The following is a 19,388-nucleotide window of genomic DNA, read 5'->3' on the forward strand; positions in this document are numbered from 1 at the left end:
GCTCAGGGAGCCGAGCAGGGTGGCCCAAGAGTTGAATGCGATCGGGCTTGCCGCGAAGGTCGCCATCATGTTTGGAGTGAATCCGATGTTTCTGGTGAACATATCGAGGGTCGATTTTGAATCGGCCGGCACCTGTTCCGGCTTGAGAGCAGCAGTTCTTGGCATCATAGTCCCCGCGGGTTGCTGGTTGCGCTAACGATCAAACGAGATTCAACACTTCGGTCACCGGACGGCGCGGCTTCTGCGCCCAGTTGCCCGGACGCAGGGCTCCCACGGACAGCAACATGACCGGTACCTCGTCCTTGGCGAGCCCGAACTCGCGATGCACGGCTTCCGCATCGAAACCGATCATCGGCGTCGAACCCAGGCCGAGCGAGCCGGCCGCATAGATCATCGCGGCCGCGCCGAAGGTGGCGCTGCGAACGGCTTCGTCGCGCTGACGCTGCGGGTACGCCATATACAGACCGCGCGCGGGGATTTCCCATTCCGGAACCATCTTTGCCGGCATGACGCCGGATTCCACCAGCGGTGCAAGGCGTTCTGGCACGACGCTGGAGTCGGCCAACTGACCGCAGACGATGAAGGTAACTGATGCTTCAGTGATTGCAGGCTGATCCCAGGCGATCGGCCGCAATCGAGTCTTGGCTTCACGCGAGCGAACGGCAATGAAGCGCCAATTCTGCAAGTGGAAGGATGTTGGCGCGGTGGTGCCAATTCGCACGAGCTCGCTGATTTGGTCATCGCTCAGGGTGGCTGCAGTGTCGTAGTACTTGGCAGAGCTGCGGCCCAGGATGCATTCGATAACCGCGTTGGTCGTGGTGATCCCGTTTGTCATGGTGAATCCTATACGTGAAAGGACAGGTTGAAATGCTTTCGCTCTCTTCGCCGGAAATGCCGCAGGGGGTGCATCCCGGTCGACGTCTCTTGCCGAGGGGCAGGGTAGATCGCCGGCTGCCTCCGGCACGTCTGATAGGACGCGGCCGGCCGGAAGCGTGCATCGAGTAGATGTTGCTCACGGACGAGCGCGAATGATCGTCTTGCCGCTGATCCGCTTCGTCGGATTGAAGGCGGCGACAGCGTCGTCGAGAGCCGCGATGCTGCCGATGTTGGTCCGCAGTCGCCCGTCCCGCACTCGCTGGACAATCTCTCCCAGTTGGGCACGATCGGACTCAACAACGAAGTCGACGGCTAGGCCGTCAACGGGTCGTACTTCGCTCGGTCCGACGATGGACACCAGCGTTCCACCGGTTCGAATCAGACATGCGGAGCGCCTCCCGATGTCGCCGCCGATAACATCGAACACCAGATCGATTCCATTGACGTCTTCAAGGGTGTCGTTCTCGAGATCCAGGAACTCCTGCGCGCCGAAGTCTAGGGCGTTCTGACGATCGGCGGCACGCCCGGTGCCGATGACGTAGGCGCCAGACAATCTTGCGAGTTGACTCACCATCGATCCGACTGCACCGGCTGCGCCGTGCACGAGGACGCTCTGCCCAGCCTGAAGGCGGCCGTGCACAAATAGTCCCTGCCATGCGGTGAGGCCTGAAATTGGCAGACTCGCGCCCGCCGTGAATTCGATGTCCCCCGGCAGAGGCGCGAGGTTACGTGCCTCCATAGCCACGTACTCCGCCAGGGAGCCGTCGCGATACCAATCGGAAAGCCCGAACACTCGCTGCCCCACCGACAGCCCCGTCGTGCCGTAGCCGAGAGCGGTGACCACACCGGCCAGCTCGTGCCCCGGAATCGACGGTGTTCGGCTGTGGTCGAGGCGATCGGTCCACGTCGAGGGCCACGTTAGCTCGGTCGGGACGAATCCCGATGCATGAACCTGAACGATAACGTCGTTGATGGCGGCCTGCGGCTCGGACCGCTCCACGAGCCTCATTCCACCGGTCCCCGCTGCCTGGTCCGTTACGACGATTGCTTTCATCATCCACTCCTCTGCGTGTGGTATGCCGCCATCTTCTGAATTCAGTTGTAGAGGAGCAAGAAATACGACCGCGAAAGTCGATGGTCCAATGACGTGTGGCTATGGAATCGATGCCATCGACACGCCGCGCCAGAATGAAAGGCACCACGGCGCAGCAGTGAACAGAGCGAATGCCCGCGGGGTTGATTTCTGGTCACTGAGGACGCGAGAACCGTAACGCGCGCAGGAACGCAGGCTCTGTCGGCTTACGCGTTCATTAAGGGTTTTGGTTGCGCGCGGAGTAAGAAGACTCTGCCGCCGTCTCGCCGCTGAGACGGCCGACCGCTAGTATTTGTGGAGTCGAAACGAGCAATGCCGCCGGTGCTCCTGGCGCGGTGGTCGCGGGCAGGCGAAACGCTCAATCCGCTTCGATATAGGGGATGTGGAGCTCAGCCAGATCATCTTCATAGCTGGCCTGGGTGCTTGTGTCGTGGCTGGACGTTGCGGCGTCCGGGCGTGTGTGAATATCCGCGCTAATGCCGAGAAGTTCGCCAATAGGGCAGAGGTTCGCGGCCTCCAGCAAGAAGGCGCGTTGTTGGGCGTCGAGTTCGCCCTCCAGCACGAGCGTGCGTTCGAACGAATCTCGTTCGCCCTTTGCACCATGGTGGAAGCTGACACCGACTTCTACCCGCACCAACGGCAGTTTTCGACGTCGGGCGTGAAAGCGAACAGTCATGGCGGTGCAGGCAGCGAGAGAGGTGCTGAGAAGGTCGTAAGGATTGGGACCGGGAGAAACGTGGCCGATTCCATCCGGGCCGCCGATGGGAAACTGAGATCCATCTACCTGACCGACCAGCGTGCCATGATTGGCGGGGTCGCTCGCGACGAAAACCTCGCGGCGCTTGGATGCTTTGTCCTGGGGCGTCATAGCGTCCTTCCACTGTGTTTAGCGCTCATGCGAAGCGGCGTCACGAACCGTCGCAAGCGCCTGAGCGGCACGCCTGGCAATTAAGATCGGTGACCATTCAGGTAAAGCTATCGTATCGATAATCGGTAGGAATGCGCCGTGAAGTCGACATCGAGCAACAACGTTGGCTTCGAGTGCCATTCGGCTTTCGTCATCCTCGCTACGGCGGCACGGCGCGCGGCAATAACGATCGTTTATCGACTCCATGGCGAGAGATGATTTCCCTGGCCGACGTTGCAGCGTCAATCTCCAGGCATCGTCGTGCCGAACTCGCGGTTTCGCGATCGGCTCGCCAAAGTGCTTGGAGAGAGGGAAGTGAATACGATTGACATAACGGAGCACCGGGCTCCGGCGACCCGGCTCAATCGCAGTTCGTTTCGTCGCCTTCTGCGATGTGGCGCTGCGGTGATCGTTATGCTGGTTGTGTTGGCGATCGTTGGCTGCGACAAGGCGCAGTCGCAAGGGGCCGCGCCGCCGCCCGTCACGGTCGCGCAGCCGGTTAAGCGCACCGTTACCGATTGGGACGAGTTCACCGGCCGCTTCGAGGCGATCGAGGAGGTCCAGGTCCGCGCCCGCGTCGGCGGCTTTGTCAACAGCGTCGAGTTCAAGGACGGCGCAATCGTCAAGGCCGGCGATCTGCTCTACGTCATCGACCCGCGTCCGTTCGAGGCGGTCGCGTTGCAGGCCCAAGGTCAACTCGACGACGCACGGGCAAAGGTAGACCTTGCCAAGCGTGAACTCGAGCGTGGGCTGACCCTGGTCCAGACCAGCGCGGTCTCCGAACAGGTTGTCGACCAGCGCCGTCAGGCGTTGCAGGCGGCTCATGCTGCCGAGACGCAGGCGGAGGGCACGTTGAAGGCCGCGCAGCTCAACGTCGAATTCAGCCATGTGCTGGCGCCGATCACCGGCCGCGTCAGCCGGCATCTGGTCACCCCGGGCAATCTCGTACAGGGCAGCGAGGGCGGCGCGACGCTGTTGACCTCCATCGTGTCGCTCGATCCGATCTACATCTATTTCGACGTCGACGAGGCGACCTATCAGCGTAACAGCAAGCTGTGGTTCGAGGGCCGGCGGCCGAGCTCGCGCGATACCGCGAACCCGGTGCAGGTGACGCTGACCGGCGAGACCAAGCCCTCGCATGAAGGCAAGATGGACTTCCTCGACAACCGGCTCGACGTCTCCACCGCAACGCTGCGCAGCCGCGCGATCATTCCGAACAAGGATCTCTCGATCCTGCCCGGTCAGTTCGGCCGCGTCCGCCTGATCGGCTCCTCGCCCTATGAGGCGCTGCTGATCCCGGATACCGCTGTCGCCACCGACCAGTCGCGCAAGATCGTGTTCGTGGTCAAGGACGACAATACGGTGGAAGCCCGCGCGGTCACGCTCGGGCCGCTGGATGAAGGCCTGCGCGTGATCCGCGAAGGCCTCAAGCCGGAGGATCACGTGATCGTGGACGGGCTGCAACGCGCCCGCGTCGGCGCCAAGGTGACGCCCAAAATGACGCCGGTTCCGGCGGATGCCAAGCCGGCGGCAGGTGCGAAGCCATGAATCTCGGAAAGCTCTCCGTCAACCAGCCCATCCTCGCGATGGTGCTGTCAATCGTCCTCCTGATCGTCGGCGCGATTGCCTATCAAACGCTGCCGGTCTCGGAATATCCGCAGGCGGTGCCGCCGACCGTCACGGTTACGACGCAGTATCCGGGCGCCTCGGCGCAGACCGTGTCCGATACCGTCGCCGCGCCGATCGAGCAGGAGATCAACGGCGTCGAGGACATGCTGTATCTCTACAGCCAGGCAACTTCGAATGGCCAGCTCACCATCACCGTCACCTTCAAGCTTGGCACCGATCTCGACAAGGCGCAGGTGCTGGTGCAGAACCGCGTCGCGATCGCGCAACCGCGCTTGCCTGAAGAAGTGCAGCGCAACGGCGTCGTCACCCGAAAGAACTCGCCCGACATCCTGATGGCCGTGTTCGTGTTGTCACCCGACGACAGTTTCGACCAGCTCTACATCTCGAACTACACGTTGCTCCAGGTCCGCGATCAGCTCTTGCGGCTCGACGGCGTCGGCGACATTCAGATGTTCGGTGCGCGCGACTATTCGATGCGGCTATGGTTCGATCCTGACAGGATTGCGAATCTCGGCCTGACTTCGACCGAGGTGCTGGCTGCGATCCGGGCGCAGAACCTGCAGATCGCCGGCGGCCAGATCGCCGAGCCGCCGATCGCCGATCGCGCGTTCCAGCCCAATCTCGTATTCACCGGCCGCCTCAAGGACATCAGGCAGTTCGAGGACATCGTGGTGAAGGCCGGCTCCGACGGCCGCATTGTGCGGCTGCGCGACGTTGCCCGCGTCGAGCTCGGCGCCCTGTCTTACGCCACCAGCAGCCGCATATTGCGCAAGTCGGCCGTCGCAATGGTGGTGACGCAACGGCCCGGATCCAACGCGCTCGATACAGCGAAAGCGATCTCGAACACGATGGCGAAGCTGAAGGAGAGTTTTCCGAAGGGGCTCGACTACAATATCGGCTACAACCCGACCGAATTCATCGCCCAATCGGTCCATGAGTTGATCAAGACGGTCTATGAGGCGATGGCGCTGGTCGTCATCGTGGTGCTGGTGTTCCTGCAGGGATGGCGGCCTGCGATCATCCCGATCATTGCGATCCCGGTGTCGTTGGTCGGCACCTTTGCGGTGATGTCCGTGCTCGGATTCTCGATCAACAATCTGACGCTGTTCGGCCTCGTGCTCGCGGTCGGCATCGTGGTTGACGACGCCATCGTGGTGGTCGAGAATGTTGAGCGCCATCTCGAGCACGGCATGTCCAGGCGCGATGCTGCGCTCAAGACCATGGGGGAGGTTGGCGGCGCGCTGGTCTCGATCGCGCTGGTGCTGTGTGCGGTGTTCGTGCCCACCGCCTTCCTCGGCGGTATCTCCGGACAGTTCTTCCAGCAATTCGCGGTGACGATTGCGGTTGCGACCGCAATTTCCTGCTTCTGCTCGCTGACGCTGTCGCCGGCGCTGGCCTCGCAGATCCTCGTGCAGCACGGGGAAAAGCAGCCGCCGGCGCGCTGGAACATCATCGCGCGCGGCTGGGACAGCTTCACCGCGCTGTTCAACCGCGTATTCGACCGCCTGGCGCAAGGGTATGCTGGTGTCGCCGACTTCGTGATCCGGCACACGGTGGTGATGCTTGCGATCTACCTGGTGTTGATCGGCAGCGCCGGCTGGCTGCTCGCGACCACCTCGCAGGGCTTCATCCCGGCGCAAGATCGCGGTTACCTCATCATCTCGGCGCAGCTGCCGGGCGCGGCGTCGCTGGCGCGGACCACGGCGGTGGTGCGTGAGATCGAGCGGATTGCGCTGGACACGCCAGGTATCGTGCGCGTTGGCGCATTTAGCGGGTTCTCCGGCGCGACGCGCACGCAGGCCGGCAATGCCGCGGCCTTGTTCCCGGTGTTCGACGAGCCGGAAGTACGGCAGAAGAAGGGATTGTCGGCCGACGCGATCACAGCCGACCTTCGCAAGCGGCTGTCGGTAATCCAGGGCGCCTTCATCATCGTTATTCCGCCGCCCGCGGTGCCGGGCATCGGCACCGGCGGCGGCTTCACCATCCGCATTCAGGATCGGCAGGGACGCGGGCCGGAACTGCTGGCCGCCGCGACCGACGAACTGGTACAGGCCGCGCGCAAGTCGCCGAACCTGACCTCGGTGTTCTCGCCGTTCTCGGCTAACACGCCGCAGCTGTTCGTCGACATCGATCGCGTCAAGGCGCAGAAGCTTGGGGTGCCGATCGCCAACATTAATGACACGATCCAGACCTATTTTGGTTCGACCTATGTCAACGACTTCAACCTGTTCGGCCGCACCTATCACGTTACCGCGCAAGCCGATCTGCCGTTCCGGAAAGACAGCCCCGATCTCGCAAGGCTGCGCACCCGCAACGTTGCCGGCGACATGGTGATGCTCGGCAGCATCGTGGACTTCAAGGACGTCTCGGGACCCGACCGCGTTGCGCGCTATAATCTGTACTCGGCGTCCGAACTGCAGGGTGAGCCGGCACCGGGCGTGAGCTCGACGACGGCGCTCAACACCATCAAGCAGCTCGCCGACCAGACATTGCCGAGCGGCTTCTCCTTCGAGTGGACCGACCTGTCCTACCAGCAGGTCACCGGTGCCAATGCCGGTCTCTACGTGTTTCCGATCTGCGTGCTGTTCGTCTATCTGGTGCTGGCCGCGCAATATGGCAGCTGGACCTTGCCGTTCGCGGTGATCCTGATCGTGCCGATGTGCCTGTTCGCGGCCACGATCGGCGTGCGTCTGATGGGCCAGGACGTCAACATTCTGACCCAGATCGGCTTCGTGGTGCTGGTGGGGCTGGCCGCCAAGAACGCGATCCTGATCGTCGAGTTCGCGCGCGACATCGAGCTCGAGGGCCGGTCGCGGCTGGACGCGGTGATCGAGGCCTGCCGGCTCCGTCTGCGGCCGATCCTGATGACCTCGTTCGCCTTCATCCTCGGCGTGCTGCCGCTGGTGGTATCGACCGGTTCGGGCTCGGAGATGCGGCAGGCGGTCGGTGTTGCCGTGTTCTTCGGGATGCTCGGTGTCACGCTGTTCGGCCTGATCTTCACGCCGATCTTCTACATGGTGGTGCGCAACCTTGCGGAAGGAAAGAACGAGGGCAAGAAGGATCAGACGACCGCGGCTGCAGCCGAGTGAACCGCCCCGGGTTCCCCTGCGTCAGCGGGCATGCGTTATTGGTCCGCGTGTGCCACCCTGCCAGCCGCAAGACCGAGGGGCGACTGGCTTTTCCGGACCGATGGAGTACGCTTTCTCGAGTGGCCGCGTGCGTGCTGCGCGGAGAGCTTGATTAGCCGACTTCAAGCTGAAGCCCGACGCCGGGATCTGACAGATGGTGCAGCAGTTGCTGAACGTCGCGTACTCGCATGGTAGCTCTCAGGTGTTGTGGGCGGACGGCGAGCGCGTGTTCAGCCGAGGCTGGCGACTGGATGACAATGGCAACCGGCTCGCCGTTCTGCTCGTTGCTCCTGCCGCCGACCAACCGTCGCGCTCAAGGCTCGATCGCCTCACGCACGAATACGAGCTGAAGGATGAGCTCGATAGCGCATGGGCGGCACGGCCGCTCGGTCTCATACGTGACGCCGGTCGGACCGTGTTGGTGATCGATGATCCGGGCGGCGTGCCGCTCGACCATCTGCTCGGTGCGCCCATGGATGTAGGGCGCTTTTTGCGGCTGGCTGTCGCTATCACTTCGGCTCTGGGAAAGCTTCATCAGCGCGGGCTTATTCACAAAGACATCAAGCCAGCCAATATCATGGTGGACTGCGCAGATGGAGAGGTGCGGCTCACCGGGTTTGGTATCGCATCGCGCCTGTCCCGCGAGCGGCAGGCTCCCGAACCGCCCGAGACCATCGCCGGTACGCTTGCCTACATGGCGCCTGAACAAACCGGGCGGATGAACCGCTCGGTCGATACCCGCAGCGATCTCTACGCCCTCGGCGTCACGCTGTATCAGATGCTCACGGGTGTCCTGCCCTTCACAGCGGCCGCCCCGATGGAGTGGGTGCACTGCCATATTGCAAGATCACCAGCGCCTCCCAGCGAGTGGTCAACGAATCTCCCAGGCATCGTCTCCGCGATCATTATGACGCTGCTCGCCAAGACGGCTGAGGAGCGTTACCAGACAGCTGCCGGCGCCGAGAGCGATCTACGGCGTTGCCTAGCTGAATGGGAAGGCCGACGCGACATCAACGAATTCCCGCTCGGGGAGCACGACACTCCGGACCGGCTGCTGATTCCCGAGAAACTGTATGGTCGGACTGCCGAGATCGATACCCTGCTTGCTTCCTTCCATCGTATCGCCGCCGGCGGCAGGCCGGAGTTGATGTTGGTTTCCGGATACTCTGGCGTCGGCAAATCCACAGTCGTCAACGAGCTTCAGAAGCGGCTCGTTTCGCTTCGTGGCCTTTTTGCATCGGGCAAGTTTGACCAGTACAAGCGCGACATTCCTTATGCCACACTTGCACAGGCCTTCCAGAGCCTGATCCGCCCGCTGCTGAGCAAGACCGAAGCGGAACTGCGGCAATGGCGGGAGGCACTGCTCAAGGCGCTCGAACCGAACGGCCGGCTCATTGTTGATCTCGTCCCGGAATTGAAGCACATCATCGGCGAGCAGCCACCGGTCCCCGAATTGTCGCCGCAGGATGTGCAGGGCCGCTTTCAGCTGGTGTTCCGGCGATTCATCAGCGTGTTCGCGCGGCCGGAACACCCGCTCGCCCTGTTCCTCGACGATCTCCAGTGGCTCGATGCAGCAACGCTCGATTTGCTCGACGATCTGTTGAGCCGGCCGGATGTGCGGAATCTGTTGTTGATTGGCGCTTACCGCAGCAACGAAGTCGATCTCGTCCACCCGCTGATGCGCAAGCTCGAAGCGATGCGCCAGGCTGGAGCGCGATTGCAAGACATCGAATTGGCCCCCCTAACCGGTGGAGACCTCAGACAACTCATTGCGGATTGCGTTCACAGCGAACCCGAGAGAATCGCGCCGCTGGCACGGCTGATTCACGAAAAGACAACCGGCAATCCGCTTTTTGCTATTCAGTTCATTTCGGCGCTCGTTGACGAAGCATTGCTCACTTTCGATTATGGCGAGGCACGATGGTGTTGGGACCTGAATCGCATTCACGCCAAGGGTTACACCGACAATGTCGTGGACCTAATGGTTGGGAAGCTGAATCGCCTGTCTGCCGAATCCCGGAACGCGTTGCAGAAGCTCGCCTGCCTGGGCAATGACGCAGGGTTCGCCATGTTGCGGATCATCTACCAGAGCTCCGAGGAGGAGATGCATGGCCAGCTTTGGGAAGCGGTGCGAGCAGGGCTGATCTTTCGTTCGGACAGTTCCTACACGTTTCTGCACGACCGTGTTCATGAAGCGGCCTACTCCTTGATTCCGGAAGAATCTCGCGCCGAAACCCACCTCCGAATAGGGATGCTGCTCGCAGCGCGAACCCCTCCAGAACAGCTGGAGGAGACGATTTTCGAAATCGTCAATCAGCTCAACCGCGGCTCGCGTCTTATCACGTCAATTGAGGAGCTTGAGCGGGTCGCCGAGTTGAATTTCATTGCAGGTAGACGCGCCAAGACCTCGACGGCGTATACCTCGGCGCTGAACTATCTGCTCTCCGGCGCGGCCCTGTTGCCTGCGGGCTCTTGGGAACGCCGTCGCGACCTGATCTTTGAGCTCGAGCTGCACCGGGCCGAATGTGAGTGCCTCACTGGTGCACTGGCGGAGGCAGAGCAGCGGCTGGCGGCGCTGTCAACCCGAGCCGCAACGACGATCGAACGAGCCCGCGTCACGTGCCTGCAGGTGGATCTTTACACGACACTGGACCAGGGCAGCCGTGCGATCGCAGTCGGTCTCGACTATCTCCGTCACCTCGGCATCGACTGGTCGCCGCACCCGACGGAAGACGAGGCTCGGCGCGAGTATCAGCGGATCTGGTCGCAACTCGGCTGCCGCACAATAGAAAGTCTTATTGATCAGCCGTTTATGAGCAATGCCACTTCGCTCGCGACCCTCGATGTCCTGACGAAGCTCGGGCCGCCTGCCCATTATACTGATGCGAAGTTGCGTTCGATGGTCATCTGTCGGGCGGTCAATCTTAGTCTCGAGGGCGGTAATTGCGACGGCTCGTGCTACGCCTATGCGGTGCTTGGCAGGCTTGCTGGACCGGAATTCGGCGACTATCAGGCGGGACTTCGATTCGGCCGTCTCGGCTATGAACTGGTCGAACGGCGGGGGTTAAGGCGCTTTCAGGCCAGGACCTATTTGAACTTTGGATATCTGCTCATGTTCTGGACGAGACATGTCCAGGAAGGCCGTGATCTGCTGCGGCATGCGTTCGAGACCGCAAACCAGATCGGCGACCTGACTTTTGCCGCATATTACTACACCCACCTGAACACGTATCTTCTCGCGGCGGGCGATCCGCTCGATGACGTGCAAATCGAGGTTGAGCATGGTCTCACCTTCGCGCGCAGCATGCGGTTTGGTTTTGCGGTTGATTCAATCGCCGGTCAGCTTGGGCTGATTCGGACACTCCGCGGCTTGACGCCGATTTTCGGTCGCTTTGACGACGGTCAGTTTGACGAACGTCTGCTGGAGTCTCGCTTCTGTAGGAACCCGGATCTTGCGTTGGCAGCGGGCTCGTATTGGACCCGCAAGCTGCAGGCACGCTTCTTTGCCGGCGACTATGCCGGCGCCCTCGAGGCGTCATTGAGGGCGCAACAGCTGCAGCCGACATCGGCGTCCTTTTTCGAATGCGCGGAATACCACTTTTATAGTGCGCTCTCCAGAGCTGCATTCTGCGAGCCCGCGGCGGCCGACCGATGCCAGGAGCATGTCAGGGCACTCGCCGTGCATCACCGGCAGCTCGAGGTCTGGGCGACGGCTTGCCCGGACAACTTCGAGAATCGCACCGCACTCGTCGGGGCTGAGGTCGCCAGGATCGAGGGTCGTGCGCTTGATGCCGAGCATCTTTACGAACATGCTATCCACTCGGCACACACGCATGGTTTTGTTCACAACGAGGCGCTCGCCAACGAGGTCGCTGCACGCTTTTATGCCGCACGCGGCTTCAGGAAGATCGCGAATGCCTATCTGCAAGATGCGCGGTCCGCGTACATCCGATGGGGAGCCGACGGCAAGGTACGCCAACTCGACGAGTTGTATCCGCACCTAGGAGAGGAGAAGCCGATTGCCGGATCCACCAGCACGATCGGAGCATCTGTTGAACAGCTGGATCTAGCTACCGTTATCAAAGTCTCGCAAGCGGTGTCGGGCGAGATCGTTCTAGACAAACTTGTCGACACACTTATGCGTACGGCGATTGAGCACGCGGGTGCCGAACGAGGGCTGTTGATTCTGGCGGTAGGTGATGTCTATCGGATTGAGGCGGAAGTTACGACCAGCAATAATAAGGTGACCGTCGGTCAGCGACGAGCGACTGTAACCGCCGCGGATCTGCCGGAGTCCATCCTACACTACGTGATCCGGACGAAAGAGAGCGTTCTTCTCAAGGATGCTGCAGCTCCGAGCTCGTTTTCTGCCGATAAGTACATTCATCAGCATCACGCCCGTTCAATTCTCTGCCTGCCGTTGCTCAAACAAGGCACGCTTGCTGGTTTGCTCTACCTCGAGAACAACCTGGCGGCCTACGTCTTCACACCCGATCGCGTCGCGGTGCTGAAAGTTCTCGCGTCGCAGGCGGCGATCTCGCTGGAAAATTCGCGGCTCTATCGCGACGTCGCAGATCGCGAAGGTAAGATTCGGCGTTTGGTCGACGCCAACATCATCGGAATCATCATCGCCGACGGCGAAGGCCAAATTCTTGAAGCCAATGACGCGTTTCTACGCATTTTGGGATATGACCGCGAGGATTTGGTTTCGGGCCGTATGCGCTGGACCGAGCTGTCCCCGCCCGAATGGCGCGAGCGCGACATGCTGACTCAAGCAGAACTGAGCTCGACCGGGAGAGTTCAGCCTTTCGAAAAGGAGTATATTCGGAAAGACGGCAGCCGTGTGCCCGTGCTTATTGGCGCCGCTTTGTTCAAGGAGGGAGGCGACGAAGGCCTTGCATTCGTACTCGACTTGACGGAGCGCAAGCGGGCCGAGGAAGCGCTGAGCCAAGCACAAAGGCTAAGCCGCACCGGAAATTGGATCTACGACGCGACAGCGATGCGTTATCTCTACTGGTCGGATGAGAGTTACAGGATTTGGGGGTTTGATCCGCTGCAAGGACTTCCAAGCCGGCAAAGTATGTGGGCTGTCTCTTATACACATCTGACGCTGCCGACGAACTATGTGTATAAGAGACAGGGGGTACGCTGGCTGAGGTTATCAGCACAACCGTCGATGTGACTGAACGAAAGCTGGCACAGGAGGAACGTGAAAAGCTGCGCCAGCTCGAGCTGGATTTCGCCCACATCAACCGCGTGAGCATGATGGGGGAATTGGCAGCTTCGCTGTCTCACGAAATTCTGCATCCGATTGCGACCGCTCGCAACAATGCTCGTGCGGGGGTGCGTTTTCTGGAAATGAATCCACCAAACCTGGGGGAGGTCAGGGAAGCACTCGGTTGTGTCGTCCGGGACGTGGACCGGGCCAGGGACATCGTCGGACGGATGCGTGATCACGTCAAGAAAGCGCCAACGCGGAAGGAGTGTTTTGACCTCAACGCGGCCATCAACGAAGTGCTCATATTGGCGCAGAGCGTGACACATCGGAATGAGGTTTCAGTCAAAACCCGGCTTGTGGATGGACTGCCTCCAGTTCTGGGTGATCGCATTCAGCTGCAGCAAGTCTTGCTGAATCTGATTCTCAACGCGGTCGAGGCGATCAGCTTGGTTGCAGATGGAGCAAGGGAGCTGTTGATCGGCACAGAGCAGGATCCGACAGGCGTCCTCGTGGCCGTAAGGGATTCGGGGCCGGGCATTGATGCGCAGCATTTGGATCGGATCTTCGACGCCTTTTACACCACGAAGTCCAGCGGAACAGGGATGGGGTTGTCGATATGCCGATCTATCATCCACGCTCATGGGGGCAAGTTGTGGGTAGAAGCAAACGAACCTCGTGGAGCCGTATTTCGGTTCACTCTGCCTGCGGACGACGACTCATGAATTGTCTTCAATGGGCCGGCCCGGCTGCAGAGCCGAACGAAGGCATCGCTCGAGATGGTCGTCGTCCACCGGCTTGCTGAGGTAGCAAGCAACCCCGTCTTTAAGAGCCTGATGCCTGATGACCTCATCGGGGTAGGCGGTAACGAGGATTGTCGGGATCTGGTACCCTGCATCGACCAAATGCCTGTGCAACTCGAGTCCGGTCATTCCGGGCATGCTGACGTCGGTGATCAGGCAGGCGGTTTCAGCCAAGACAGGCGATGCCAGGAACTCGGCCGCCGACGGGAACGCTTCGACAATGTAGCCCAGAAACATTATGAGCTTCCGCATCGACTCACGATAGGGCTGGTCGTCGTCGACGATAGATATCACTGTACGGTTCAACATTGCGGGTTCCAGGCACGTCCACCGACCGGCACGGCGACACCTCGCAGCATGCAAGTTAATGTCACGGACATTCCCCGATAGCGCAAGGCCGCCGTTCCTAAGCTATGGCTTAGGCTTTTGGCTATCCGCTTAGGCGACGGATATTGTTCATCGCGACAGATCGGGCGTAGAATGACGCCGGAAATAGGGAAAATGTGCTTCCTCAACGCAGGATTACCGAGAATGGGTGAGGCAGATCCCAGTGTCTTGGTTATCGATGACGATCCCGAGTTTCGCGACTCGGTCGTGCGGCTGTTGCGGACAGTCGGCTTATCTGCCCGACAATTTTCGTCTGTTTCAGATTTTCTCAAGGCCGATCCGCCGGACGGTCCCACTTGCCTGGTGCTCGATGTGAGAATGCCGGGGCGAAGCGGTCTTGAGCTTCAACGTGATCTTGTCACCGCAAACAGGCAGGTGCCGATCATCTTCATTACGGCGCACGCGGACGTACCGATGACCGTGCAAGCAATGAAGGGCGGCGCGATCGAGTTCCTCACAAAGCCATTTCGTGATCAGGACTTGCTTGATGCCATTCAAGCCGGCCTCGATCGCGATCGCGCCCGTCGCGAGAGTGATAGCGCATTGGCCGCGCTCAAGGATCGCTTCGGCACGCTCAGCTCCCGCGAGCGTGAAGTCATGCTCGGCGTCGTGGCCGGTCGCCTGAACAAGCAGGTTGCCAACGATATCGGCATCACCGAATCCACGGTAAAGGTACATCGCGTGAATCTGATGCGAAAGATGAAGGCGCGTTCGCTTCCCGAGCTCAGCCGAATGGCGGACCTTCTCAAGGTAAGACACCAGCAACCGCAAAGCTCCTGACCTCAAGGGGCATGTCGTCAGCTCTGTTGTGCGAGCGCAGCCGTCTAATCGCAAATTGTGTCTGCCGCGTTTTGCCGCGCCGTTGATTCCCTCCCTCACGTGCCCATCCGGCTAACGGACACGTCGCGCGATCGCTTCTAAGCGAACGCTTAAAACGGGCGGCGACAAGCGAACCGCACAATACCTGCGTGCAATCGACCGCAGTACCCCAAGCTGCCAGACTGCGCTCAACAAGGTTCTCGTTGGAAAGCCGCCTTTCTAACTAAGCGAGCTTACAATGCGCCCAGTTATCGGCCGCTCGGCGCAGCCCGAACCGGGATTTGATGTGCATTACGGCACTCTTAGTCCGGATAGGGATCGGCAATCGTGTTCCATCAACTTGACGGAGATCAACCGTGGAGCTTCATCAAGTTCGCTACTTCCTCGCTGTGGCATCCACGCTCAACTTCACCCGCGCTGCCGAGCAGTGCAACGTTGCGCAACCCGCCCTGACCAAGGGAATACAGAAGCTGGAGCAGGAACTCGGCGGCCAGTTGATCTACCGCGAACGCCGGCTGACGCAGCTGACCGACCTTGGAAAGGCAGTCCTTCCAATGCTGGAGCGCACTCTGGCCTCGGCAGAGGCGGTGCGCCGCAGGGCACAGGAGTTCCAACGCAAGGAGGTCGCGCCACTGAAGATCGGCCTCGCCCCATCGATCTCTGCATCGCTCGTCCTCGATCCGATTGCGGAGACAGCGAAGTTCGTGCCTGGACTTCACGTCGAGCTGCGCGAGGAGGCCGCTGAGAAGCTCGTCGACCTCTTGCTCAAGGGGGATATCAGCGCCGCAATGGTCGGGGAAGTGCAGGACATGCCTGCCCGCATCGACGATTGGTCACTGTTCGAAGAGCGCTATGTCGCGGTACTCGCGCCGACACACGAGCTTGCAAATCATTCCTCGCTCGGCATCGATGACCTCCGTGAGACCGTCTTGCTGGAACGCGCCGGATGCGACATCACCCCGAAGATTCAACAGTCGTATTTCCCTGAGGGGCCATTCCATCTTGGGCACTCCGGAAGCAATGACTTGCACGTGCAACATCTGGCTGCCGCTGGCTTCGGTGTGATCATCGCGCCCGAGCACATGCCGCGTCTCGCGACGCTCAGGACGATCCCGCTCGAAGGCGATCTGGTCTCGCGGGAGGTGCGGCTGTTGACAGTGCAGGGGCGCCGCTACTCGCCGGCGCTGGACGCTTTCGTCAAGGTCGCACGGCTTCGCGACTGGTCGGCCGTTGTTCGGACGGCGTGAAGATCGTGGTCCGTCGCGCCGGGCGAGTGGAATGGAAATGATAACGACCCGGCATTTCTAATGATTGGCGTCCCTGCTTACTAGTTGTCTAACCGAGCTGAGTGACTGTTGCACGGGACGGCGTAGCCGTTCTCTTGGATACATCCGCTCTCCGCGTCGCAAGAATCGGCTCGAGCAATCAAGTCAGCAGGAGTCTCCGATGTCGTTCCGCTTCATCACCAAGTCCATCCACGCCCACCTGATCGACTACCCCGTTGCGATCGCCTTGATCGCGGCACCGTTCGTCCTGAAGCTCGGCCAGAGCGGGCCGGCCGCGATGTGGCTCTCGGTTGTCGCCGGTGCGGCCGCCCTGCTGCTGGCCGCGCTGACCGACCATCCGACCGGGCTCGTGCGCATTATTCCCTACTGGTTGCACCTTTGGGTCGATCGGGCCGTTGGGGTGGTGTTTGTCATTGCTCCGTTTGCCTTCGAGTTCGCCGGGCTTGACGCCTGGTACTACTGGGTTCTCGCCGCCGCCGTCCTGATCACGACCTCAGTCCTGAACGCGCCCGAGAAGCCGGTTGCGATGCATTCGGAGTTCGGCAGGCGCGCCGCTGGTTGAAGGCGCCAATGATGCAATCGAGGGCGAGACATTGCTAAGTTTCGTCCGCTGGCGTTCGTCCCGAATGGGCGCGTTAGAGGCATGGACCGGATCATCCTTTTGAACGTCGATGGGTGGAAGGCTTGCGCGGTGCAAGCCTTCGAGCGGTGCGGCCAGATCCTCTAACGTCCGTGGAGTACGGCGGGTGACGATAACGACCGTCTATCGACTCCATGGCGAGAGGTGATTTCCCTCGCCGAGGTTGCAAGATCACCCTCCAAAGGCAAGGCCCGCTCAATCTCTTGATCAGCGCCGCGATAGCGTGGCGCCGATTATAGGCGTTGATCGGACGAAAAAATGGTTGCGAAAGAGAAAGACACAGATGTCCCAAGAGAGATATGACATCGTCATTGTCGGCGCGGGTGCGGCCGGCTGCGTGGTCGCGAGTTATCTCGCCGAACACACCGATGCGTCGATCGCGCTGATCGAAGCGGGCGAGATGGATCGCGATCTGTTCATCCACATTCCGGCGGGCTTCGCCAATATACTGGTTCACGACCGGCATGTCTGGAAATACGACACAGTTCCCCAGCACGGCAAGAGCCGAGCATATCGCTCGGGCAGGGTACTAGGCGGGGGCTCCTCGATCAACGCGATGTGCTATGTGCGTGGCCAGATACGCGACTTCGCCGCGTGGCAAGATGCAGTCGGCGACACCGGTAAATGGTCGTATGAAGACCTGCTTCCCGTCTTCATGGCACAGGAGCGCAACGACACCTTCCACGACGAATATCACGGCATCAATGGTGGTCTGGCGGTGCAGTTGCCGAAGGGCATCAACGAGCTGAACCAATATTGCCTCAAGGCCTTCCAGGAGTATGGGATTCCCTATAATCCCGATTATAACGGCGAGAGCCAGATCGGTGTCTCGCCGGTGCAGTCGACGGTCGGAAATCAGCGCCGGTGCAGTGCAGTCGACGCCTATCTGCGTCCGCACCTCGTCTCAGGCCGCGTCACTCTCCTCACCAGCACGACCGTCGTTCGGATTCTTATCGAAAACGAGCGGGCTGTCGGTGTCGAGATGAAGGGCAACGGTCTCGAGAGGATCACGGCCGGCGAGGTCGTGCTGTCGGCCGGGGCCGTCCATAGCCCGAAGATTCTCATGCACTCGGGTATTGGACCAGCCAGGCAACTGCAGCAGCACGGCATTGCGGTGATCGTCGATGCTCCGGGAGTGGGCGAAAATCTTCACGATCACCCGATGGTGCCCGTTCGTGCCTATGTGAAGGGCGATCTGGGCTATCAGGCCGCCGCGCAGGGGCTCGGCACCGTCAAGGCCGGCCTGCGCTATCTCATCACCAAGGATGGCCCGGCCTCGGGCAACGGTATCGAGACAGTTACCCATTGGAATCCGTCGGACTTCGCCGCCGACCCCACGATCCAATGTTATCACGCCCCTATCATCTTGAACGAGCAACTCGGCCCGACCGGCGACCGCTCGGGCGTCACTTTCGAACTCGTGGTGCTTCAGCCCAAGAGCCGTGGCTGGGTGCGCCTGGCCGATAGTGACCCGACGTCGATGCCCCTCATCAACCCGAACTTCGTCGGCGAGGAGGAGGATCTGAGGGCCGCGGTGCAATCGGTGCGCGCGATCCGTGAGGTAATGGCCCAGGAGTCGCTGGCGTCGGTGATTGAGCAAGAGATGGATCCTGGCTCGCAGGTCCAGTCGGATGCGGAGATCGGCGAGTGGGTGAAGCGTGTCGTGACGACGATGTGGCATCCGGTCGGCACGTGCCGGATGGGGCAGGATGAGAAAGCGGTGGTCGACGCGAGGCTCAGGGTCCGCGGGGTCGAGGGCCTGCGGGTGATAGACGCCTCGATCATGCCGAACATCACCAGCGGCAATACCAACGCTCCGACCCAGGCGCTTGCGCGCCACGCCACGGCGATGCTGGTCGACGATCTCAAGCGGGCCTAGCGAGCTCTGTTGAAAGCCGGCGACCCCGACGGTACCAGCCTCCCGCCCATGCCCGCGAGGGTATGCGCGGGAGATGGCTAGATATCCTTCCGGGCATCGTCATGCCTGGCCATCCGCCGATAGTCGCTCGGATCTCGATCGTACGCTTTTCGAAAAGCGCGCGCGAAACTTGAACGGCTCTCGTACCCCGCATTTTGAGCAACAACGTCGATCGACGTCGTCGTCGTCGCCAAATCGATCGCAGCCTGGCGCATTCTCAAGTCCCGCAGGATCGCCATCGGGGTTCGTCCAAAGACTTCAGAGAATCGGGCCATGAACGCCGAGCGGCTCAATCCCGCACTGTGTGCCAAGCTTTGAACCGAGTGGCCGGCTCCAGGCCGCGCCACCATTTCCGCAAAGGCGCGGGAGAGCTGCCTGTCGGCAAGTATCGAGAATCGCTCAGTCCAGCGCTCGGATGATCTGAGGGACCGTCGCACCAATGCGACGATGATCTGCTTGAGCAGGGACGCGGTCATGGCTCCAACGCCGACCTCTTGCTGCAACAGCTCGTCCATGGCTTCGCGAAGCTTCAGATCGATCCTGTCTGCGGGCTCGAACTGCTCGATCACCGGCTCCCGGAGGTCTGCGAACAGCCTCACGGACTGGCCGAACGATGCGTTAAAAAATCCGCATATCTGAACAATTTCGGGGCTGTCTCTTATACACATCTGACGCTGCCGACGAACT

At 60.9% G+C, this 19,388-nt stretch carries 13 protein-coding genes and 1 pseudogene; 8 read left to right on the forward strand and 6 right to left on the reverse strand.

Annotated features, from left to right (window positions below; genetic code table 11):
* The 4 genes and pseudogenes from IF803_RS40205 to IF803_RS40220 form a co-directional block, all read right to left on the reverse strand.
* Window positions 1-165 (reverse strand): annotated as a pseudogene (locus IF803_RS40205) (carboxymuconolactone decarboxylase family protein); the annotation flags it as partial.
* Window positions 166-199: 34 nt separating this feature from the next.
* Window positions 200-835, reverse strand: coding sequence for a nitroreductase family protein (locus IF803_RS40210; protein WP_028341937.1), 636 nt, complete (start codon window positions 833-835; stop codon window positions 200-202).
* A gap of 177 nt (window positions 836-1,012) precedes the next feature.
* On the reverse strand, window positions 1,013-1,930 hold the full coding sequence (locus IF803_RS40215; RefSeq protein ID WP_028341938.1) for an NADP-dependent oxidoreductase: 918 nt from the start codon (window positions 1,928-1,930) through the stop codon (window positions 1,013-1,015).
* A gap of 397 nt (window positions 1,931-2,327) precedes the next feature.
* Window positions 2,328-2,837, reverse strand: a complete 510-nt coding sequence (locus IF803_RS40220; protein ID WP_304497300.1) for an OsmC family protein — start codon at window positions 2,835-2,837, stop codon at window positions 2,328-2,330.
* 453 nt (window positions 2,838-3,290) lie between these two features.
* On the opposite strand from IF803_RS40220, the gene IF803_RS40225 reads away from it, so the two are divergent.
* The 4 genes from IF803_RS40225 to IF803_RS40240 all read left to right on the forward strand — a co-directional run bounded on the left by IF803_RS40225 (window position 3,291) and on the right by IF803_RS40240 (window position 13,573).
* On the forward strand, window positions 3,291-4,424 hold the full coding sequence (locus tag IF803_RS40225; RefSeq protein ID WP_304497299.1) for an efflux RND transporter periplasmic adaptor subunit: 1,134 nt from the start codon (window positions 3,291-3,293) through the stop codon (window positions 4,422-4,424).
* Window positions 4,421-7,594 carry an efflux RND transporter permease subunit gene (locus IF803_RS40230; protein WP_461195919.1) on the forward strand — a complete coding sequence of 1,058 codons (3,174 nt, stop codon included), beginning with the start codon at window positions 4,421-4,423 and terminating at the stop codon, window positions 7,592-7,594. The genes IF803_RS40225 and IF803_RS40230 overlap by 4 nt, the downstream gene beginning before the upstream one ends.
* A gap of 193 nt (window positions 7,595-7,787) precedes the next feature.
* A complete protein-coding gene (locus tag IF803_RS40235) occupies window positions 7,788-12,815 on the forward strand; it encodes an AAA family ATPase (RefSeq protein ID WP_461195920.1) in 5,028 nt (1,675 codons plus the stop codon).
* Window positions 12,812-13,573: a sensor histidine kinase gene (locus tag IF803_RS40240; protein WP_461195921.1), complete on the forward strand. Its 762-nt coding sequence runs from the start codon at window positions 12,812-12,814 to the stop codon at window positions 13,571-13,573. The genes IF803_RS40235 and IF803_RS40240 overlap by 4 nt, the downstream gene beginning before the upstream one ends.
* Here the strand turns inward: IF803_RS40240 and IF803_RS40245 are convergent.
* Window positions 13,568-13,960 (reverse strand): response regulator transcription factor, encoded by a 393-nt coding sequence (locus IF803_RS40245; RefSeq protein ID WP_304497296.1) that lies wholly within the window; start codon window positions 13,958-13,960, stop codon window positions 13,568-13,570. The two genes, IF803_RS40240 and IF803_RS40245, sit on opposite strands and share 6 nt — an antisense overlap.
* A gap of 222 nt (window positions 13,961-14,182) precedes the next feature.
* Between IF803_RS40245 and IF803_RS40250 the strand changes: the two genes are divergently transcribed.
* The 4 genes from IF803_RS40250 to IF803_RS40265 all read left to right on the forward strand — a co-directional run bounded on the left by IF803_RS40250 (window position 14,183) and on the right by IF803_RS40265 (window position 18,662).
* A complete protein-coding gene (locus IF803_RS40250; RefSeq protein ID WP_028341944.1) occupies window positions 14,183-14,818 on the forward strand; it encodes a response regulator transcription factor in 636 nt (211 codons plus the stop codon).
* A gap of 395 nt (window positions 14,819-15,213) precedes the next feature.
* Window positions 15,214-16,104: a LysR family transcriptional regulator gene (locus tag IF803_RS40255; protein ID WP_028341945.1), complete on the forward strand. Its 891-nt coding sequence runs from the start codon at window positions 15,214-15,216 to the stop codon at window positions 16,102-16,104.
* A 199-nt stretch (window positions 16,105-16,303) separates the two neighbouring features.
* A complete protein-coding gene (locus tag IF803_RS40260; RefSeq protein ID WP_461195922.1) occupies window positions 16,304-16,705 on the forward strand; it encodes an SPW repeat domain-containing protein in 402 nt (133 codons plus the stop codon).
* A 361-nt stretch (window positions 16,706-17,066) separates the two neighbouring features.
* The gene (locus IF803_RS40265) at window positions 17,067-18,662 is read left to right on the forward strand and encodes a GMC family oxidoreductase (protein WP_461195923.1); all 1,596 of its coding nucleotides are present in this window, start codon (window positions 17,067-17,069) and stop codon (window positions 18,660-18,662) included.
* 77 nt (window positions 18,663-18,739) lie between these two features.
* Here the strand turns inward: IF803_RS40265 and IF803_RS40270 are convergent.
* Window positions 18,740-19,388: AraC family transcriptional regulator (locus tag IF803_RS40270; protein ID WP_461195924.1), on the reverse strand; the 649-nt coding region annotated here is incomplete at its 5' end.

Source organism: Bradyrhizobium sp. UFLA06-06, from assembly GCF_054820065.1.

Coding starts and splice junctions, on each gene's coding strand:
- IF803_RS40210 (WP_028341937.1), bottom strand. CDS start 835: ATGACAAACGGGATCACCACGACCAACGCGGTTATCGAATGCATCCTG.
- IF803_RS40215 (WP_028341938.1), bottom strand. CDS start 1,930: ATGAAAGCAATCGTCGTAACGGACCAGGCAGCGGGGACCGGTGGAATG.
- IF803_RS40220 (WP_304497300.1), bottom strand. CDS start 2,837: ATGACGCCCCAGGACAAAGCATCCAAGCGCCGCGAGGTTTTCGTCGCG.
- IF803_RS40225 (WP_304497299.1), top strand. CDS start 3,291: ATGCTGGTTGTGTTGGCGATCGTTGGCTGCGACAAGGCGCAGTCGCAA.
- IF803_RS40230 (WP_461195919.1), top strand. CDS start 4,421: ATGAATCTCGGAAAGCTCTCCGTCAACCAGCCCATCCTCGCGATGGTG.
- IF803_RS40235 (WP_461195920.1), top strand. CDS start 7,788: ATGGTGCAGCAGTTGCTGAACGTCGCGTACTCGCATGGTAGCTCTCAG.
- IF803_RS40245 (WP_304497296.1), bottom strand. CDS start 13,960: ATGTTGAACCGTACAGTGATATCTATCGTCGACGACGACCAGCCCTAT.
- IF803_RS40250 (WP_028341944.1), top strand. CDS start 14,183: ATGGGTGAGGCAGATCCCAGTGTCTTGGTTATCGATGACGATCCCGAG.
- IF803_RS40260 (WP_461195922.1), top strand. CDS start 16,304: ATGTCGTTCCGCTTCATCACCAAGTCCATCCACGCCCACCTGATCGAC.
- IF803_RS40265 (WP_461195923.1), top strand. CDS start 17,067: ATGTCCCAAGAGAGATATGACATCGTCATTGTCGGCGCGGGTGCGGCC.